Annotated in this window: 10 protein-coding genes; 2 read left to right on the top strand and 8 right to left on the bottom strand. The window is 54.5% G+C overall.

The window, feature by feature from the left end; translation table 11 throughout:
• Positions 1–152: 152 nt before the first annotated feature.
• Together D3P08_RS16940 and D3P08_RS16935 are read left to right on the top strand one after the other, a co-directional pair.
• Positions 153–722 (top strand): beta-class carbonic anhydrase, encoded by a 570-nt coding sequence (locus D3P08_RS16940; RefSeq protein WP_119600904.1) that lies wholly within the window; start codon positions 153–155, stop codon positions 720–722.
• 9 nt (positions 723–731) lie between these two features.
• Entirely contained in the window at positions 732–1,205 is a 474-nt protein-coding gene (locus tag D3P08_RS16935) for a hypothetical protein (RefSeq protein WP_119600903.1), read from the top strand.
• A gap of 432 nt (positions 1,206–1,637) precedes the next feature.
• On the opposite strand, the gene D3P08_RS16930 is transcribed toward D3P08_RS16935, so the two are convergent.
• The 8 genes from D3P08_RS16930 to D3P08_RS16895 all read right to left on the bottom strand — a co-directional run bounded on the left by D3P08_RS16930 (position 1,638) and on the right by D3P08_RS16895 (position 19,053).
• Entirely contained in the window at positions 1,638–2,792 is a 1,155-nt protein-coding gene (locus D3P08_RS16930) for a HupE/UreJ family protein (RefSeq protein ID WP_119600902.1), read from the bottom strand.
• A 73-nt stretch (positions 2,793–2,865) separates the two neighbouring features.
• Positions 2,866–9,729: an S-layer homology domain-containing protein gene (locus tag D3P08_RS16925; protein ID WP_147381820.1), complete on the bottom strand. Its 6,864-nt coding sequence runs from the start codon at positions 9,727–9,729 to the stop codon at positions 2,866–2,868.
• A gap of 269 nt (positions 9,730–9,998) precedes the next feature.
• A complete protein-coding gene (locus D3P08_RS16920) occupies positions 9,999–11,762 on the bottom strand; it encodes a glycoside hydrolase family 2 protein (protein WP_119600900.1) in 1,764 nt (587 codons plus the stop codon).
• Between the two features lie 16 nt (positions 11,763–11,778).
• Positions 11,779–13,794, bottom strand: coding sequence for an alpha-L-arabinofuranosidase C-terminal domain-containing protein (locus D3P08_RS16915; RefSeq protein WP_119600899.1), 2,016 nt, complete (start codon positions 13,792–13,794; stop codon positions 11,779–11,781).
• Between the two features lie 10 nt (positions 13,795–13,804).
• Positions 13,805–14,701, bottom strand: coding sequence for a carbohydrate ABC transporter permease (locus D3P08_RS16910; protein WP_119600898.1), 897 nt, complete (start codon positions 14,699–14,701; stop codon positions 13,805–13,807).
• 15 nt (positions 14,702–14,716) lie between these two features.
• A complete protein-coding gene (locus D3P08_RS16905) occupies positions 14,717–15,670 on the bottom strand; it encodes an ABC transporter permease (RefSeq protein ID WP_240647596.1) in 954 nt (317 codons plus the stop codon).
• Positions 15,671–15,703: 33 nt separating this feature from the next.
• A complete protein-coding gene (locus tag D3P08_RS16900; protein ID WP_119600896.1) occupies positions 15,704–17,287 on the bottom strand; it encodes an extracellular solute-binding protein in 1,584 nt (527 codons plus the stop codon).
• Positions 17,288–17,397: 110 nt separating this feature from the next.
• Positions 17,398–19,053 (bottom strand): response regulator, encoded by a 1,656-nt coding sequence (locus D3P08_RS16895; protein ID WP_119600895.1) that lies wholly within the window; start codon positions 19,051–19,053, stop codon positions 17,398–17,400.
• Between the last annotated feature and the right edge of the window lie 3 nt (positions 19,054–19,056).

Genomic DNA, 19,056 nt, shown 5'->3' with positions numbered 1-19,056 from the left:
CGAAACCTTTTGGTTTCACTTTGACTAGTATACGCAACCAAAAGGTTTCATGTCAACCTCATGAATCAGTTGACTAAGACCGCTTTTAGAGGAATAATAATAAATGGCTTGCGGATGCAGCTCACTCGTGAAACTAAAGGAGGATATCCCCAATGTCTATCGTGCCTCAACTGATGTCATTTAATAAACAATTCGTAGAAGAGAAACAATATGAAGCGTATGTGACGGACAAGTTCCCCGAGAAAAAAATCGCTATTCTTACTTGCATGGATACACGGCTCGTGGAATTGCTGCCAAAAGCGCTGAACCTCCGCAACGGTGACGCGAAATTTATTAAAAACGCCGGCGCCATCCTGACGCAGCCGTTCGGAAGCGCCATGCGCAGCATTCTGGTCGCCGTCTATGAGCTTGGCGCACGCGAGGTGCTGGTTATCGGCCATCACAACTGCGGCATGACCAACCTCGATGTGAACGGCATGGTGAAGAAGTTCAGCGAGAACGGCATCGACCCGCTCGCTATTCAAACCCTTGAGAATGCCGGCATTAAGATGGACCGCTTCCTTCGCGGCTTCGAAAGCGCGGAAGACGGCGTCATGCACAGCGTCCGCATGATTCGCAAGCATCCTCTATTCCCGAAACACATTCCGGTTCACGGCTTTGTGATCGACCCTGTTACGGGCAAACTTGATATTATCGTGGAAGACTACCGGGAAGAAGCATAGAAAACCTCTATGCTTCTTCGTAAGGCGCTCAGCGCATACATTGCTTCTTTTGCGATCGTTCTTTTTTATTCGTTTTACTTTTCCAGCGATAACCTGTCCGGCGGCCTGACCCGCTTCGGCGAAATCATGCAGTGGATGTCGTTAATTACGCTGTTCGCTTTTCCCGTCGTTCTTATTTACGGCTCTTTGGTATCCATCGTGACGGAGATGGTGACGGGCAGACTGCTTCACAATGAAGCATGGCGGGTGATTGTTTCTTGCGTCTGCCATTTGGCGCTCGGAGCATTGTTCGGTTTGCTTTTTGGCATCCCCCTATTCATTTTGACCTGCGCGGCGGCGGCGCTGATCTATTTTTTGATGGACCGGCTGATAGGTCATCTGCTCGCGCGAGGCTGGAGAAAAGGGACAACAATTGCCGTCACTCTGGCATCGCCCCTTCTAGTTATTGCGGCAATTGGGGGCGTCACGGCACTTGGCTCCTGAACGGTGGCTTAACCTCTTGTAAGGCGAGTCAGTTAGGCTGGAGTATGCATAGTGATTGCTGTAGGTAACACTGCCTGCCATTTGTGATGGCATACTCAATTTAACTTGCAAGTGAAGTAACCTGGTGACCCAAGCATTTAGCCTAGAGAACAATTAGCGCCATAAATGCACTTATTTGCAACGAACTTACCATCTGGACCCAAAATAAAGCCAAAAGTACACTTATTTCCTAAGGTTGATCGCATTGTGCGCCACCTTTGAGGAATTAAGTGCACTTTTGGCTTTAATTATTCCAAATCGACTATTATCCGTGAGAATAGGTGTACTTTTGGCGCTATTGTAAGCGTACCGGCACCGGCTGTTTGCATCTTACTATCTGCAGCTTGCGATCTGCCGCTTACCGCTTGCCCCTTGCCGCTTGCTCTTGCTCCTTTAAGAGAACCAGACGCGCTCGGCGAACCAATAGAGGCCGACCAGCGTAATGACCATGGACAAGCCGTAAGCCGCTTTGCGGTACCATTTCGCGCGCCCGGCGTAATACAGCAGCGGGAGCACCACGGCAAGCACGGCGATTTGGCCCAGCTCCACGCCCAGGTTAAATGAGAGGAGCGGCAGGGTATAGCTGTCGCCTAAGGTTTCTTTTAGAATCTCCGCAAAACCGAAGCCGTGAATCAGCCCGAAGCCCAGCGCGACCATCCAGCGCCACTCGATCCGCTTCAGCCACAAGTTTTCGATCGCCACGTAAGCGATGCTCAGCGCGATAAGCGGCTCTACGATGCTTGGGGACAACGAGACGATGCCCAATGACGCGAGGGCGATCGTTATGCTGTGGCCGACGGTGAAGGCCGTTAAAATGATCAAATATTTCCGGATCGGCAGCTTCAGCAGGATGAGCGCAAGCACGAACAGCAGATGGTCATACCCCGTCCATATATGCTCCATGCCGAGCCATACGTAATCCGCAAACGTAGCCAGCCAATTCGGGACCGTAACGGATGTCTGAAGCGATTCCCCGCCTCCGGCGTTTAGTACGTATGACGCTGTTTGATTCGTTTGGTGAAACACGGTTTCGACCTCTCCTGTCTCGGTTTGTATTTTCGCGATATTCTGATGCAGCGCATCCATGTCGTCGTAGAAAAAACGGTACGAGATATGAAGCTTCTGCACCTTTTCCGGAAACGCATAGGTGAGCGGCAGATGGGCGGCCGGCATCCCGTTCCGCTCCTCGATCGTAACTTTTCCTAGAGAAGCCTCGGCCGGCTTAACTCCATCGCTTACCGTTAAATTCTCGGCGACAAGCGTATGTAAGTCCTCCTCGGCCCAACGCACCTCCCCTTCCTTCAGCGGCGCCGCAGACGGATCGATCACGAATACGCCGCTTGAGCGCGCATCCATCCATTGGCTGACCTCCTTGGGATCAAGGTAGAGGTCATACTGGACCGTAGCCGCCTTCACCGTAATATCCGAAAATCCGATCGTATTCGTATGCGCATCTGCCCGGCCGGCCGGGAGCCCTAATAGAATTAGAATGACGAGCGCAATAATCGGCTTGTAAACCGGCTTTCGCGTGTCAGGCATAACTCTCATGCTGCTTCCTCCAAAATGGCGGACAGCGCAAGAGCCGCTAGGGCTCTTGCGCTTCAATGACCCGCCAAAAATTTTACTTCGTTTGCGTAAAAATCATATAGATAACCTTGGCGCCTTCCGCGCGTGTCGCGTGCTCGCCCGGAGCGAATTCGCCGCCGCCGCGTCCCTGCAGCAGACCAAGCTGAGCCGCTTGCTCCACATACGTCAGCGCCCACTCGCTAATTTGACCTTCGTCCGTGAAGCCCGGACCGGAAGCGCCCGAATCCTCCAACTGTTTGCCGCTGGCTGTCAGAGCCTTCATCAGCATAACCGCCATCTCTTCGCGCGTAACCGTCCGATCAGGCTCAAAGCTGCCGTTCCCTACGCCCTGCACGATTCCCGCTTCCGCCGCAGCCGCGACCGCTTCCTCATACCAACTGCCCGGCGCGACGTCTTTGAACGCCGTGCCCGAACCGCTCGAGGTCAGCCCCATCATGCGCACGATCAGCTGCACAAGCTGCGCTCTAGTTATCGCATTCTCCGGCGCAAACTCGGTTTCGCTCATGCCTTGCACAAGGCCGTCCAGCGACAGCTCCTGCACATAGTCATAAGCCCAATGCGAGTGAGGCAGATCCGTATACGGCTTGTTATATTCCATAACCGCGTAGCTGCCGTCTTGCGGCACGATTGCCGTAAAGCGGTTCTCCTCGAATTCGCTCTCGATTCGCTCTACCGTTCCGTCCGGAAGCAGCAGGTAGACCGCGACCAGATTGCGATTGCGGACCTTGTCTGCATCAAGCTGCAGCACGAATCCGGATTTATCGAGCGCAAGGCTCCTCTTCACTTTGCCGTCCTGGTCCACAATCGCGGCAGAGATCGCCGCGGTTTCTCCCGCCAGCTTCAGCTTTGCGCGATTGCTGGTCTGGAACGATGCAACCGCTTTGTTCACTTCGCTATTCGCAAGCTCCGTCAGGGTAACCTGCCATTGCTCCCCGCTCGCCAGCGTCAAGCCGGAGAAGTATTCGCTTGGCATCGTCACGCGAAGGCCTTCCCGCTCGATCGTCAGCTCCAACTGCTTCAATTGCGCCAGTGCGTCGGCCGTAAACACGGCTCCTTGTTGTCCGGATTGAAGCGTCAGCACCACTTTCCCGTCCTTGTCCGTATCCGCGACATCCGCCGCGTTCACCTTCAGACGATCATCCGCACTGTTGCTGCCGCCGCCGTTGCCGTTTCCGCCGCTAGGAGGAGGATTGATCACCCCGCCTGAATTTCCGGTCGTAAAGGTCCAGACATCCGATACGCTTTTGCCGCCGGACCCATCGGCAGCCACCGCATACCAGCCGTATGACGTATTGGCGCCTCGTCCGCTCCAGGTTACGGAAGCCCTGTCACCGCTAGCTACATTGGTGTCCTCGCCAATTTTCGTCCCCGTGTAGACGTTCACACCGATGTAATCCGTTGCTACCTGCTTGCCGGGGGCCGAAGGGGTGAACGGAACATCGAAGTTATCATGGCCCGGATCCTCGTAGTAGTTCTCATCATCCTTATAGGGCGAATACGTGGAGACATGAATTTTCTCCTGCTCGATATCGAACTCCAAGAACCGGATGTAGCCGCCGCCGCCTTCGAGGCCGCTTTGATAGTCCGCCAGCATTTCCACGACGATGCGCCCGTCCGGAGCGTGCTTCACGTTATAAGCCGCGCCGTGGATATGTCCGCACAGCACCATGAACACGTTCGGATTATCCGCTACGATCTCCGTCCAAATCTTCTCGCCAGCGCCGGAATACGCTCCGCTTGCGGAGATGTATTCGTGCGTGCCGATAATCGCGTGGCGATCCGGGTACATCGCAAGCACTTCATTCGCCCATTCGATCGTTTCTTCCTCGATGCCCCAGCCCAGATAGACGATAATAAAGTCTTGGCCGCTTGCGGAGATCAGATCGTAATGGTCGCGGTTATTGTCCCTGCCGCCGCCGTAATACGGCTGGTCCTTGTACCGGTCCTCGCCAAAATATTTAATATATTCCGCATAGTCCGCCGCGTTGTGGTTAACGTCATGATTACCCGCAACGACGCCATGCGGGATGCCGGCTTCTTCCAATATTTTTTGGCTGTCGCTGGCAACCTTCCATTCGTCCGGACGGTCCCAGTCGTCGACAAGGTCGCCGGTATGAACGGAATAAACGATATTGCGCTCTTCCTTCTGGTCGGCAATGTAATGGTTCACCGATTTGTAGATATAAGGATAGGAATCGGAATAATACTGCGTGTCGCTCACCCAAGCGAACGTAAAGTTCTCCGCAGGCTGCTCCTCCGCAATCAGATCCTGGACAAGCACATGGACAACGCCGTCCTTCACCATATTATCCGCGTCCAGCTTCGCGCGAAGCTCGAAGTCCTCCGCGCCGATGCCGGCTGCGCCTCGTTCCCATTTGCCTGTGTTGTAGTTCCACGTATACACCGTCACTTGACGGCCCGGCAAGGAGTGGCCTTGCCATACAATTTCAATTTCATCGCCAGCCGCCAGCTCGCGGTCGATGGTGAAGTCAAACCGCTGGTACGGGAACTTTTCTGTATGGTTCGTGACCATGTAACTGCCGTCCCTTGAAGCGACCAGCGCTTTATCCTCTTCGGTGAACGCGCTCTCCCCGGCAGGGACCAGCTCCAGCGGCGGCTCGCGGTCCGTCGCGTTCGAGAAGGCGTCAATTTCCCCGCCTAGCCCGAAGTCATAGCGTTCCCCTTCGTAGAATGTAACGTTAAGCGGATCGCCGTTCTCGTCATTCACCTTCACGCTCAGCGTTGGATTCGCGCCGGTATTGGCAGCCTTGTCGGCAGGAGCCGGCTCGGATGGCTTATCCGGATGGTTCGCGCCTGTCGCAAACGTGACCGAATGGGAAGCCGTGTTGCCTGCCTTATCCGTTGCGGAAATCTCCAACGTATGCTCGCCCGCTTCCAGATCGATCGCACGGAGCTTCGATGGAAGCTGTGCCGTCACGCCGTCAACGGAAGCAACGACGGATGCGATCCCGGATACAGCATCCGTAATTTCGGCGTTCAGTTCAATCGTACCGGCGTAAGTTTCCCCTTCTTTGATCGTTACGCCGTTAATGACAGGGATCGAATTGTCTACCACGATATCGGCCTCGACTGTCGCTCCGCCTGTCTCGGTTACAGAGACCGTATGATTGCCGTCGGTAATTGTCTCGGTGTCGAGCCCGGCGCGCACGGCGTTAAATGCATCTGCCGGAAGCGTCGCGTAATAATCGATCCAACGCACGTAATCCGTATCATTCGCGCTGCCGTCCCCGATTTTGATGCGCGGCGAAGAAAGATCGGCTTTGCTTCGCGCTCCGTTCTCCTCCTCCAAATACGCTTCGTCCATCGCAATGACGTTGCCGTTAGGCAGGACAATCTTCGCGCTTTGGATTGTGTAATCGTCATTATTGCCGATGATGCCTTTCGGATCGCCCTCGGCGCCGCTCGTTCCGGCCGTCAATGTAATCACGTTGCTGCCCGGCTTCAGCAGGCTCGCCGTCAGCGGTATGGCGATTTGCATATATTTATTGCCCGATGGAAGAAGCGCCGCAAATTCATTGTTGATGTACAGACCGTTTTTGAACGAGCTCTGCATATCGTTTACTTCCAGCAATAGATAAGCATCGTCCGGCAGAGATTTCGCCGAAGGGAGCGCAGTTCCGTCCAGCTTCAGCGTCAGCTCCGAAGCCGCGTCTTCGCTGATGCCGATAATCGTCCGGTCTCCGCTTAAAATGTCGCCGTCTGCCGCGTTTAGGCGAAGCGCCTCCCGCTGCGGAAGGTCGTATTGAAGCCGATAGGTTTCAGAGGCTGCCGTTTGGAAGCCGTCTGAAGCCGTGAAGTAATAATCAATGCCTTCCGCGTTCAGTAAATTTTGCGCAAGCACGGCGTCCGACACGAACGTGTCGCTGCCGGCTTTGCGGGTAGCGTTCACGCTGCGGAATGCCGTCTGCGGCTCATCCGTCCGCTTGTAGAACAGCGTCACTTTCTTCACGCTTTGGTTATCCTTCACATTCGCTTCAAGCGATAAATGGGCAGGCGGCTGCGGAGCAGCGTATGGCGTATGAACAATAACCGGCTTTATGCTGTCCTCCTCAAGCGTAATCGGCTCGCTTGGCACCTGGCCGTCCAGCAATTGACCCGGCGTTGACACCTGCCTGAAGCCGCGGTTAATCATCCGGGTGCCGCCGTTCAGCGGCGCCTCGTAGACGATGGACGTGCCGTCATCGAACGCCTCGTCCTCGGCAACGCTGAACCAGGCTTGCGACACGGTGTCTCCAGCGTCCGTCGCCAATACGACTCGGCCTTCCTCGCTGTTGCTCATGCCGTCCGAGAACAGATCCGCGATCCGAGATGGATCGAAGCTTGCGATCTGATGATGGGTAAGGAAAGCGTCGATCGGCGCGGTTCTGCTTGCCAGCGAACGTACCCAGATAAGACCGGTCTGTCCGGCCGGAATGACCGTATCCGTATCGATGTCCCACACGATATAGTCGTTGTAGCGGTTCGTATAGCGAATCTGATAGTCCCTCAAATTTACCGGGACGTTGGTATTGTTGTACACCTCCACGTACTCGTACGCGTCTCCCCCCTTGTTGTCGGGAAGCACTTCCGTAATGAGCAGCTGAGAGGCCACGGGCAGAAGCTCGTCCGATACTTGGAATTTCAGCGTGTTGTTCGCCGGATACCTTGTTGTGTGCGTGCCGTCGCTCGTTTCGATGTAATACGTGATCATTTCGGAGCCGAGCAGCATCCCTTTGGTGAGCGTCGCTTCGTATGTGTCCGCCGCCGACTCCGACAATTGCATAGGCAGCTCCTCAAACTTTGCGCCGTCAGCCCGCTTATAGAACAGCTTCACGCTTGCAAGCGGATGGTCATCCGTCACAACAGCCGAGATAACCGTATTCTCCGCAACCGTTGCCGTAAACGGACGGTTATGCGTAATGATCGGCCTCAGGAAATCTTCCGGCAGGGTGACGAAGGAAGCCGGCTTCTGCTCGGCAAGCAGCGTGCCCGGTGTCGGCGCGACCTTGGAGCCGAGCTTGGCCATCAGCACACCGCCGTCATCCGCCATTTTATAGGTAATGCTCGTATGATCTTGATTTTCTGTGGCGGCTTCGGCAATATTGCCTTGCGCGTCGCTGTTATAGCGCAGTGTGGAGATGATCTCTCCCGTATCCGTCGCAATCGAGATGGAACGGCCTGCGCTGTTGATAAAGTTATAATTGCCGAAACGGACGATCTGGCTTTCCGTCAGGCTGGTGCCATAGTTGCCGTTAAACTCGTTCAAACCGGGGCTTGAGCCTTCAATCCAGTTCCATAGCACAACGGTTTCGCCCGGCTTCATTACTTTATCCGTAGCGAGATCCAGCGTTACCGGCGCCGTATTCACGTTCGGGTAGCCGTACAGCACCTTATATTGCCCAAGCGGAATGCTGCGATTGCTGTTATTGTACAGCTCGACGTATTCGTAGCTTTCAGCCGATGCGCCCGGCGCGTTCCGCGCGTTAAACACGACCTCCGTCAGCAGAAGATAGGGGCCTGTACCGTCGCTTGTCATCATTTGAATGCGATGCGCGCCGCTGTCCCTCGGAGCCCGCGCCAGGTTGGTGCCGTCGGTCGCCTCGATGTAATAATCGACGTATGAGGCATCCAGCAGCGCCAATTGAGGAATGACGCCTTCATAATTGCTTCCGGCAACAGACGCCATAGGCACGGATGTGAACGCGTCCATTTTGTCCGTCTTGTAATGAAGTGATGCCCCTGCTAGCTGCTGATCATCCGTTACATCAGCGGAGACTGTAAGATCGATCGGGGCCGATCCGGAAATCGCGGGCGTATGATAGATAGCCGGTTTTATAAAATCATTCGGCAAAGCAACCGGAGCCGCCGGGGCCTGACCGTCAACCAAAGAGCCCGGCGTCGGCGTCTGCTTGCTGCCGAGCTTGGCCATTAGCGTGCCGCCTGCAGGATCGGCATGGTACGTAATGCTTCGGTGATCCTGGTCGTCGCCGCTGCCGCCAAGATTATAGATGGCTTTCGCGACGATGTCGCCGCTGCGCGTCACAATCGAAATATTGCGCTCGGCATTGTTCGTAAAGCCATAATTGCCGAATGGAACCACATGATCCTCAGCAAGATTGACACCGTAATTCGCGTTAAACTGCGCCAGATCTGTCGTAGAGCTCGAAATCCGGTTCCATAGCACGACCGTCTCGGCCGGCTGCAGCACCTTCTCCGTCTGCAGCGGCAAAGCGACCGGCGTCGAGCCCGGGTCCGGATAGCCGTACAAAATGTCATATTGGTTCAGAGGAATCGGCTGCGTGCTGTTATTGTACAATTCCACATACTCATAGCTTTCGGCGCTGTCGCCCGCTGCCGTCCTTGCGTTAAATACGATTTCCGTAATCAGCAAGTACGGACCCTCCGGCTGCGATGCGGGAGCAGCGATGTTCAATTGAAAGGTGCTGGCCGAGTCTGCCGGAGCGCGCTGTACCGTTTCGCCGTCCGATGCCTCAATGTAGTACGAGAGGCGTGCTTGTCCGGCGAGAGCCGCTTGCGGAATTGTGGCGCTGTACGGGATGTTCCCTGCTCCGTCATTCGCCCCTCCTGCCATAACGATTGGCGTGAAGGTATCGCCGCTGCTGTAATACAGCGTTACCGTCGGAGCCGTTTCTCCCGCAGCCACCGTAGCGGTTACCGAATAATCGGCAAGCGCGACCGGCGCCGCTTCAGGCGTGTGCGTAATCGCAAGCGGCGTGTTTGCCGCTTCCGCGCTTCCGGCCCCTTGGCCAGCCTCGACGGCTTGTTCGGCCGTTTCGTCAGCCCAAGCGGCCTGACCCGGAAGCAAGCTTGCCGTGAACAAGGACAGCGCCGTCGCCACCAGCAGCATTTTTCGCATTCGTGATTTTGATTTTTGCACGTTTTCCCACTTCCTCTCTCCAAAGTATGGTTCACCCGCTTGCTCCACTCGTCGCCGAGCGCGCAGCCTTTACAGCGTAATGCAAGAGTGTCAGCCTCATGTTTGCGCGGTCTATAAAATTTGTTAATTTAGTTACATCGACTCAGTAGGCTGAAGTGCCTAGAAATTGGCGAATCGTGGCGAAACGAACCGAGAAATCGGACGAGGATTGCATAAAAAAGAACCTCCATTCCCGCCAAGGAAATGAAGGTTCTATTGTTCTTATTCGATTACGCCAAATTAATCGCTTTGATCGTTTCGAGAGGGATTTTCGGCTTGCGGTCCTCTGTCAGCAGACCGTTTATCTCCTGCTGAACATCCGTAATCTGCGTGTAGCAGTATCCGCATATATAGTCGACATCCTTGATCGCTTGGGTAATGCCGCGGAAGCGTTCGATGAACGCTTCGACCGAATCAACCTGATCGCCGTAGCCCCAGCCTTTGTCCGACTGGAACGCGATGCCGCCGAATTCGCTGATGATGATCGGCTGTCCCCGGTAGGCATAGCCTTCGGCAAACGCATATTTCCATTGGTTGCAGGTCGTCTCGTTGTTTACGATGGCTTCCTTATTGCCCGCATAACGCTTCAGGAAGTTCTCTCCCTTAGCCACATAGTCATGCAGCGTCAAAATATCGGATACCGTATGCTCCCAGCCGTCGTTTGTGATAACCGGACGGTACGGATCGATCGATTTGGTCAAATGGTAGATGCCTTCGGTGAACTTCTGCTGGCGCTTGTCGCGCAGGATGTTCATGACGCCCCATGACTCGTTGAACGGTACCCAAGTGATAATGCTTGGATGATTGTATTGCTGCTTCACAATTTCCAGCCACTCGTTCGTAAACGTCTCAACCGCTCTGTCGTGGAATTCGAAGGTCGCCGCCATTTCCGACCAGACCAGCAATCCCTTCACATCGCACCAATAAAGGAAACGGGCATCCTCGATTTTCATATGCTTCCGAACGCCGTTATAGCCCATCGCCAGCATCAGATCGATATCTTCGATAAGAGCTTCCTCACTCGGAGGCGTCAGATGGCTGTCCGTCCAGTAGCCCTGATCCAGAATGAGACGCTGGTAGATCGGCACGTTATTCAACAGCACCTTTCCGTTCTCAATCGAAACCTTGCGCAGGCCGAAATACGAGAAAACGCGGTCCACAACCCGGTCGTCCGCATATAGGACAAACTCGACATCATAAAGGTTCGGACGCTGAGGAGACCAAAGGGCTCTCTTCCAAGGCCCGTTCGCCTCATGGACGAGATCGACCTCAACCGTCTGACAAGGGCGGTCGATCGCCAGACTGACCCGCTTAACGGGCTCGCCCTTCAGCGTCACAATGGCTTCCAGCCTGAGATTCCCCGCTTCCTCCACCCCATGCACCTCGTAATCGAAGCGAACGGCGAGGCGGTCGACATCCGGCGTGATTTTGACGGAATCAAGCCGCTGCTGCTCCACATATTCGAGCCACACCGTCTGCCAGATGCCGGTAGTCTGCACGTAGAAGCATTCGAAATTGTCTTTCACCCAGCGCTGCTTGCCTCGAGGCTGATAGCAGCTATTGCTGTCTTCCGCTTTGACGGTAATGTTGTTATCGGCTCCGAATACGAGGTATGGAGTAATATCGAACGAGAAGGCCGCGTAGCCGCCTTGATGCTGGCCGGCAAACGTCCCGTTCACCCATACTTTCGCGACGTAGTCCACCGCTTGGAAATGGAGAATAACCCGCTTCCCTTCCGTTTCCTTCGGAACGGCAACCGTTTTGTTATACCATACCTGCGGATGGAACTCTTCGATGCCGATTCCGCTCGCTTTGGTCTCGTACGTAAAGGGCACGTTGATTTTATGCGTCTCTTCAAACTTCTCGTACCACTTCTCCTGCTCTCCGGCCTTCGCGTCATCAAAGCGGAAGCTCCATTCGCCGTTCAGGCTAAGCCAATTATCTCTAACGAATTGAGGCCTGGGATAATCTTTGATATATGCCTTCGTTGTCATGCCACGCCTCCTAATCCTATTGCTTCTTCTTGATTTCAAGCGCATAAACCGAAGACGGCCGCAGCGCATAGCCTCGCTTCCATTCCTCCGCCGGTACGGTTCTTTCCGTGCACCTGATCTTCTCCGGCTCGAACACCGAATTGATATCGTCGTAGCAATCGCTTGTTATTTCATATAGCGTCGTTTCGCCGGAAGCCTCAAAGCCTTGGAGATCCAGCTCGGCCTTTACCTCGTCCAGGCTGCGGTTGACGATAAATAAAGTCACGGAGCTTTGATTGCCATTCGTGCCCGCGACAATATCCAGCTCCGGCAGCGCGTCCAGCTGAACCGGCGTTTCCTTAAGCGACGGGACGGCAAACGTGCCGCATTCGGCCGCAACAGGAAGAAGATGCGTAACGTCCCGGTTTGCGTACAGCCTCATCACTTCATAGGTCGGCGTCCCGTAAACCGTAAGCGGAAGCCCGCTCCAGCCCGGCTCCTTGCCGCAATATTGATCGGCGTAGTAGTCGCCCACGCGGATGCATCCGCCGAGCCAGCCGTTCACCAGGTCCGAGAAGCTGCCGATATGGACCAAGTCGCTGCAGCGAATCATCTCGTTCAGGTTGGCGGCATTGGCTACCGCCGCTCCAAGGGTATGCTCGTTCGGCAGCCCCTTCCGAATCGTGTTCGGATAATACATCGTATTGTATTCGGTAATCGCGAGCTTCACATGGCAATGCTTCGTATTGGATAGAATACGCTCCTCCGTCCGCTTAATATGGTGCCGGGTGAACTCCGGATAAGCCGCAATCGCCTTGTAGCGATCCTCCGCCGGGGTGCTCCGGTTCATGCCGAACGGACCGTAGCCGTGATACAAGTGAAGCGTAAGATATTCAAAATGTTCGCCGGCGATGTCCAGCACCGCCTTGTTCCACTCCTGGTCGAAATGGCCGCAGACCAGCAGCGCGATTGACGGATCGGCCTTTTTCATGGCTGAGGCGAAGGAAAGCGTCCGATGGGCGAACTCCTCTGCCGAGCAGGTGCCCACCTGCCACCCCCCCCACACCTCGTTGCCGATCTCCCAATACCGGACGTTGTATGGCTCGGGATTGCCGTTCGCCGCGCGCAGCGCGCCCATCGGCGTATCGGCGCCGCCGTTGCAATATTCGATCCACTGAGCCGCCTCTTCGGGCGTGCCCGAGCCGTCATTTACGCAGATGAGGGGCTCCACCTCAAGCTCCCGGCAAAACCGGATAAATTCGTCCGTGCCGAAATATTTGCTCGTCCAGCCGCCCCACGCCTCGTTGTACATGACCGGCCGCTCGAGCACCGGCCCTACGCCGTGCTCCCAGTGGTAAGCGCTGATATAGTTGCCGGCCAGCCTCATCATTCCCGCGTTCAGATCGCGGGTCATCTCGATAACCTCGCGCTTCACCATCGCGATGCTGTCTGCCGGCAATAACGAGACATGATCGAGCCAGAGCATGCCGGTCGACACGTGATCGGTCCATCTTGGATGGTCGGCCGGAACGTAGACGCGGACCTCGGCGTCAACGCATGCGCGCGGTATCGTCAACACCGCCTCATATTCGCGCCAATTATGGCTGGCGAGGTCTAGGCGGGCTTGTCCGAGAAGCTCCTCCGTGCGCCGGTCCACCGCCTCGACGAGGACATATTTCAGCTCTACGGAAGCGCGGGCCACCAGCTTGAGGGTATAGTCCGCCGGCCCCTTAAGCGCCGCCTTCTGCGCGATGCCCGCATACGCTTCATCATCGCTCAGGACGCGGATGCGCTGGGCGCGCCCCGAATGCTTCGGGGCCGGCGCCTCCAGCGCGTATTTGGTGTTGCGCCCGTTCGTATAGGCGTACCAGCTGCCGGATACCTCTCTCTTCGTCTCCGACTCGCTTTCAAAATCCATGTCCTTAAGCGGAAACGCGAGCATCGCTTCCATATGGTCCCGAATATCTTCAACGAAATGACCGAACAGGAACGGATTGACCGTATGCTCGCTCTTTCGGCTGCAATCGATCGTAATTTTTGCGTTTGGTTTCAAAATAGCCCTCCTATCCTTTGATCGATCCGATCATGACGCCTTTAACGAAATGCCTCTGCACGAAAGGATACATGATCAGGACCGGCAGACTCGATATGATTATGACAGCGAACTTGATGGTCTCTGCCAGCAAAATCTGATTCTCCAGCCCGACGCTGCCTCCTTCGAACATGGACGACTGACTGATCATCAAGATCTCCCGCAGCACAAGCTGGAGCGGATGCAGCGTTTCCTCGCGGATGTAGATCAGCGCTGGAAAAAAAGAGTTCCAATGGCCCACCGCATAGAACAGAACCATGACCGCCAATATCGGCTTCGATAACGGCAATATAATGCTGATCAAAAGACGCCAGTTCGAGCAGCCGTCCATATGGGCGGCTTCCTGCAGCTCCCATGGGATGCTGGTCTGGAAGTAGGTCCGCATTACGATAAGATTGTACGTGGCGATTGCGCCAGGAACGATCAGCGCCCACATGGTGTTGACCATCCCCAGATCCTTCACCAGCAAATAGGTCGGAATAAGTCCGCCTCCGAAAAACATCGTGAGCGTAATCAGCACCATGATGGCGTTCCGCCCAGGGAGATCGGGCCGTGACAGCGGGTATGCTGCGAGTAACGTCATCAAAACATTAATAATCGTTCCGACCACGGTATAGATAATGGTGTTGCGGTACCCGGTCCAAATGCGATCGTTCTCGATGATGTTGGAGTACGCGTCCAAGTTCACGCCTTTCGGCAGCAGCCAGACATCCCCGTTCAGCACCTTGGAGGGATCACTGAACGAAGCGCTGACGATATAGATGAGCGGATACAGCACAATGATCATGATGACTGCTGCGATCACATACACAACAGCGTCGAAAACTTTTTCATCCGATGGTTTCATTACAGCCTGTTGCTTCGGCATCTTCCCGTCCCTCCTTTACCATAAGCTTGTCTCCGACGTCTTGCGGGCGAACCGGTTCACGAGCAGCAGCAGAATCAGATTGATGACCGAGTTGAACAGACCGATTGCTGCCGTGTAGCTGTATTCCCCCTTCAAAATACCCGTCGTATAGACAAACGTGGAGATGACGTCGCTTGACTCGAGGTTCAAATTATTTTGCATCAGCAATATTTTCTCAAAGCCTACGTTCATAAAATGGCCGATATCCAAAATGAGCAGGATCACAATGACCGGTGCGATACCCGGCAGCGAGACATGCCATATGCGTCTCAGCCTTGAAGCTCCGTCCATCTTGGCCGCCTCGTACAGCTGCGGATTGACTCCGCTGAGCGCCGCAATGTAGATAATGGACTGCCAGCCCATGCTCTGCCAAATGTTCGAGCCGATAAAGATCGTCTTGAACCAGCCGGCTTGCTCCAAAAACCGGACCGGCGTGCCGCCGAAAGCCTCGATCAGCATGTTGATCGGCCCCGTCGGCGCAAGCATCGAATTCAGGATGCCGACGATGACGACGACCGAAATAAAATGAGGGATATACGTAATATTTTGCAGCCACTTGCTGTACGTTTTGCTTTTAATTTCATTCACCAGCAGCGCCAGTAGAATCGGAATCGGGAAAGCGATAAGCAGCGAGAACAAGTTGATGGATATCGTATTCCACAGCAGTCTCCAGAAATAATACGAATCGAAAAACCGTTCGAAATGACTGAAGCCTTCCCAAGGGCTTCCGAAGATGCCCTTGGCCGGATTAAAGTTTTTGAATGCGATTTGCAGTCCGTACAGCGGACCGTAATGAAAGATCAAATACCAAGCAACCGGCAGAAGCAGCATGAGGTACAAGTCATACCGCTTCGCGATTTTTTTCAATAAGCCGGATCCGCGCTTCGGCTGGCTAAGGGACAGAGCAGCTGTTACTTGCTCGCTCTCCATGAGCATCCACTCCTTGTCTATGCGGTCTCGGTCTTATTTCTCCATTTTGTCGTAAGCTTCTTGATAAATCTTCTCCAGCTCTTCGATGTTCATCTTCTTCAGCGTGGACTGGAATTCTTCCCACTTATCGAAGCTGAGCGCGCCGACGATAAACTTCGTGCTTTGCTCATCGACGTATTTATCAATGTCGTTGCGCAGAATGTTCACCTGCTGTGCGGTCGCCTCATCGAACATCGGAGCGGCGTAACGGATCTCCGGCATGTACGGCTCCAGCTTCTCGAACGCTGCCTGAACCTGCGGCGGATTGATGAACGACGCGACCTTGTCGCTAATTAAGTGAGGAGCGCCGCCGCCAGCGTATGGCGTCATCTTGCCTTGCGCGCCTTCGATCGCCAAAAACTCTTCCGTGTAATACGGAATGCCGTCCTTCAGCTCATAATGCTCGCCTTCTCTCCCGAAACGCAGCAGCGTAGAGCCTTCATCGCTGTAGAAATAATCGATCCAGCGCATTGTCGCTTCCGGATATTTGTTCACAGACGTGATGGCGAAAGCTCCGAAATCGCGCGGCACCGGCGCAACCGTGCTTTGTTTTTGGTCGCCATGCGGGCCAGCTGGAGGTGCGATGCCGACGTATTGATCTTGAATCGGCAGGAAGTTATTGTTCGTCTGGTCGAAGAACATGCCCGTGTTGCCCGTTCCTTGCTTAGCAAGATATTGCGCTTCCGTATGCGAGAAAATTTCTTGGTCCAGAAGCTTCTCCGTATACAGCTTATTCAAATACATCAGCAGCTCCTTATGCTTTTCGTCGCCGCTCCAAATATTCACTTTGCCGTCTTCGATGTTGATGTTATAGCCGAACTGCAAATCCAGACCGAACGATCCCGTAAAGAAGTTAGCGATAGGTATTCCCGCGGCACCCTTGCGCGCGCTCATTGGAATTTCATCTTTCTCCCCGTTACCGTTCGGATCTCCGTCCCGGAAGGCAACCAGCACGTTGTACAGTTCATCCGTCGTTTTCGGCTCTTCTAGACCTAGCTTCTCTAACCACGCTTTATTAATCCAGCGTTTGTCCGTACGCGCCGAGCCTGTCGATACGATGCCAGGAATCGAATAGATGTGTCCTTCCGGCGTTGTGATGGCCGAGCGGATCTCCGGATATTCCTCCATCAACGCTTTCAGATTAGGCGCATATTTATCGATCAAACCTTCCAGCGGAATGAGTTGGCCGGATGTACCGTAACGAATGGTCTCAAGCGGATTGAGCTCGGAACGGTACAAGGCGTCAGGAAGCTCGTTGGACGCGAACAGCAGATTCTTCTTCTCCGCGAAGCCGTCCGTCGGCGCCTCGATAAATTCCACTTGGATATTGCTCATCTTCTCATAGTCCTGGAACACCGGCATCTCTTTGAACGGCCCGTTAGCAGGCGCGATGCGGGTGAACATTTTGAGCTTGATCGGTTCATCTACAATCGGGAATCCTTCCGTTTTAACAGCGCTTTCGGAAGATGCCGGGGGAGTGTTTTCTTTTTCTGAATCTCCATTGCCGCTGCAGCCGGCCAAAATCAGACCGGACACAATCATCGTGGTCAGCGCTTTTTTGCCCCAGTGTCTACGCATAAATCTGTGACCTCCAATAGTTCAATTCACCGACATGTGTAAGCGTTTCCCTCGGTGTGCACTCATTATAATTCAACCGGTTTCGCGCGAAATTATAATAATATGACGAATTACTCCACATATTTTACGGCTTTGCTTCGGGCGCCTCCGCCGCCGAGCCCGTTCAAGTACGCCTGCGGCGTGACGCCGGTTAGCTCCTTGAACACCTTGAAGAAATAATTGTGCGTGGAGAAACCGACTTGGTCGCTGATTTCTTTAATTGCATACTGCCCGCTCTCCAGCAGCCTGCGCGCCGCATCAATCCGGACCCGATTGACATATTCCGAAAAGGTGGACTTCGTCTCTTCTTTGAAAATACGGCTTAAATACGAAGGGTTCAGCCCGATGGCGCCCGCCGCCAGCTCCAGCGTGACATATCCTGAATAGCGCTCCAATATAAATCCGACCGCTTGCGACACATGCCGGGAATAGCGTCCTGCCGAGTGACTCTCCTTAAGCAGACTGATCAGATGAGCGTAAAAGTCCAGCAGCCATCGTTCCATCTCGCTTACGCTTCCTAATCGGCCCAGTTCGCTGCGCGCGGGGAGTCCGTCCGCCTTGGCGCCGCCATCCGCCATCCATTTCTTCAACGCTTTATCCCCGATATGCAGCAGCTCGCTGATGGTCATCTGCACGGCACTGGAATGAACAGGCTGCTCCCGAATCGACTCGAATACGGAAGCGATCAGCTGATGGGTGCCCGCCAGATCAAGCCGCTCGATCGAAAGCAGGAGACGCTTCTGTTCCTCGATCGTTAACGAAACGCGCCGGCCTCCGAATAAGCCGCCCGCTTTCCCCGCCCCTAGATTGTTCTGTTCCGCAGGGGCCGCGTCAAGCGCCCGTTCTGCCGAAGCATAGCTCGCTCCAAGCTGCGACAAGCTTCCGCATACATGCCCGACCGCATAGATGCATTTCAGATTGAGGAACAGCTCCAGCGCGTGGCGAAGCTTCCCCATCATGATGCCGGCCTCGCTTACGGCGGCATTTTCGCTTTTTTCCTTGAATGCGAACACGATGACCATCCGTCCGTTCTCCAAATAAGCGGCGGTCCGCTCCCTCACATCGCCTAGGCTCTGCTGCATCATATCGACCGCTTGCTGAACAAGCCGATTGGTCTGCATATCGCTATAGGATTGCGTTAGTAACAAGAAAGAAACGATTTGGAGCGATGCGGCCGCATAGCTGACGGCGCCGGGATACAATTCATGTTTACGCGCGAAGGCCTCTAACTCCCTTACGGCCTCCGGCTTCCCCCTGACCAGATCGGTAATATGCCCGCGAATGATGACGGGATTAATTCGTTCCGCCAGCTCCTTGTGAGCGATAAGGTCCTCCTGAAGCCGGTCTTCCTTCCGCAGCTCGAGAACGGCTTTGTTCAGCATCCCGATCAGCGTCTCGCCGTCGAGCCTGTGCTTCAGCACATAATCGATGGACCCGTTCTTCAGACAATCGCGCACGTAATCATAGTCATCGAAGCTGCTGAGCATAATCGTCTTAATCGAGGGATATCGTTCCTTCATTATTCGGTTCAGCTCGACGCCGTTCATTTCGGGCATATTCACGTCAATGATGGCGATGTGCGGACGGAGCTGCTCGATCATGTCCAGAGCCATTACACCGTTATGAGCTTCACCGCATATCTCGAATCCGTGCTTCCCGAAATCCACTAACGTCGACAAATGATTGCGGACTAACGGTTCATCGTCTACCAGCATCACTTGAAACATAAT

It is taken from the genome of Paenibacillus nanensis (genome assembly GCF_003583765.1).
Classification (GTDB): Bacteria; Bacillota; Bacilli; order Paenibacillales; family Paenibacillaceae; genus Pristimantibacillus; species Pristimantibacillus nanensis.
Note: the sequence above shows the minus strand (reverse complement) of the source record. Positions and strands in the feature narration are given on the sequence as shown.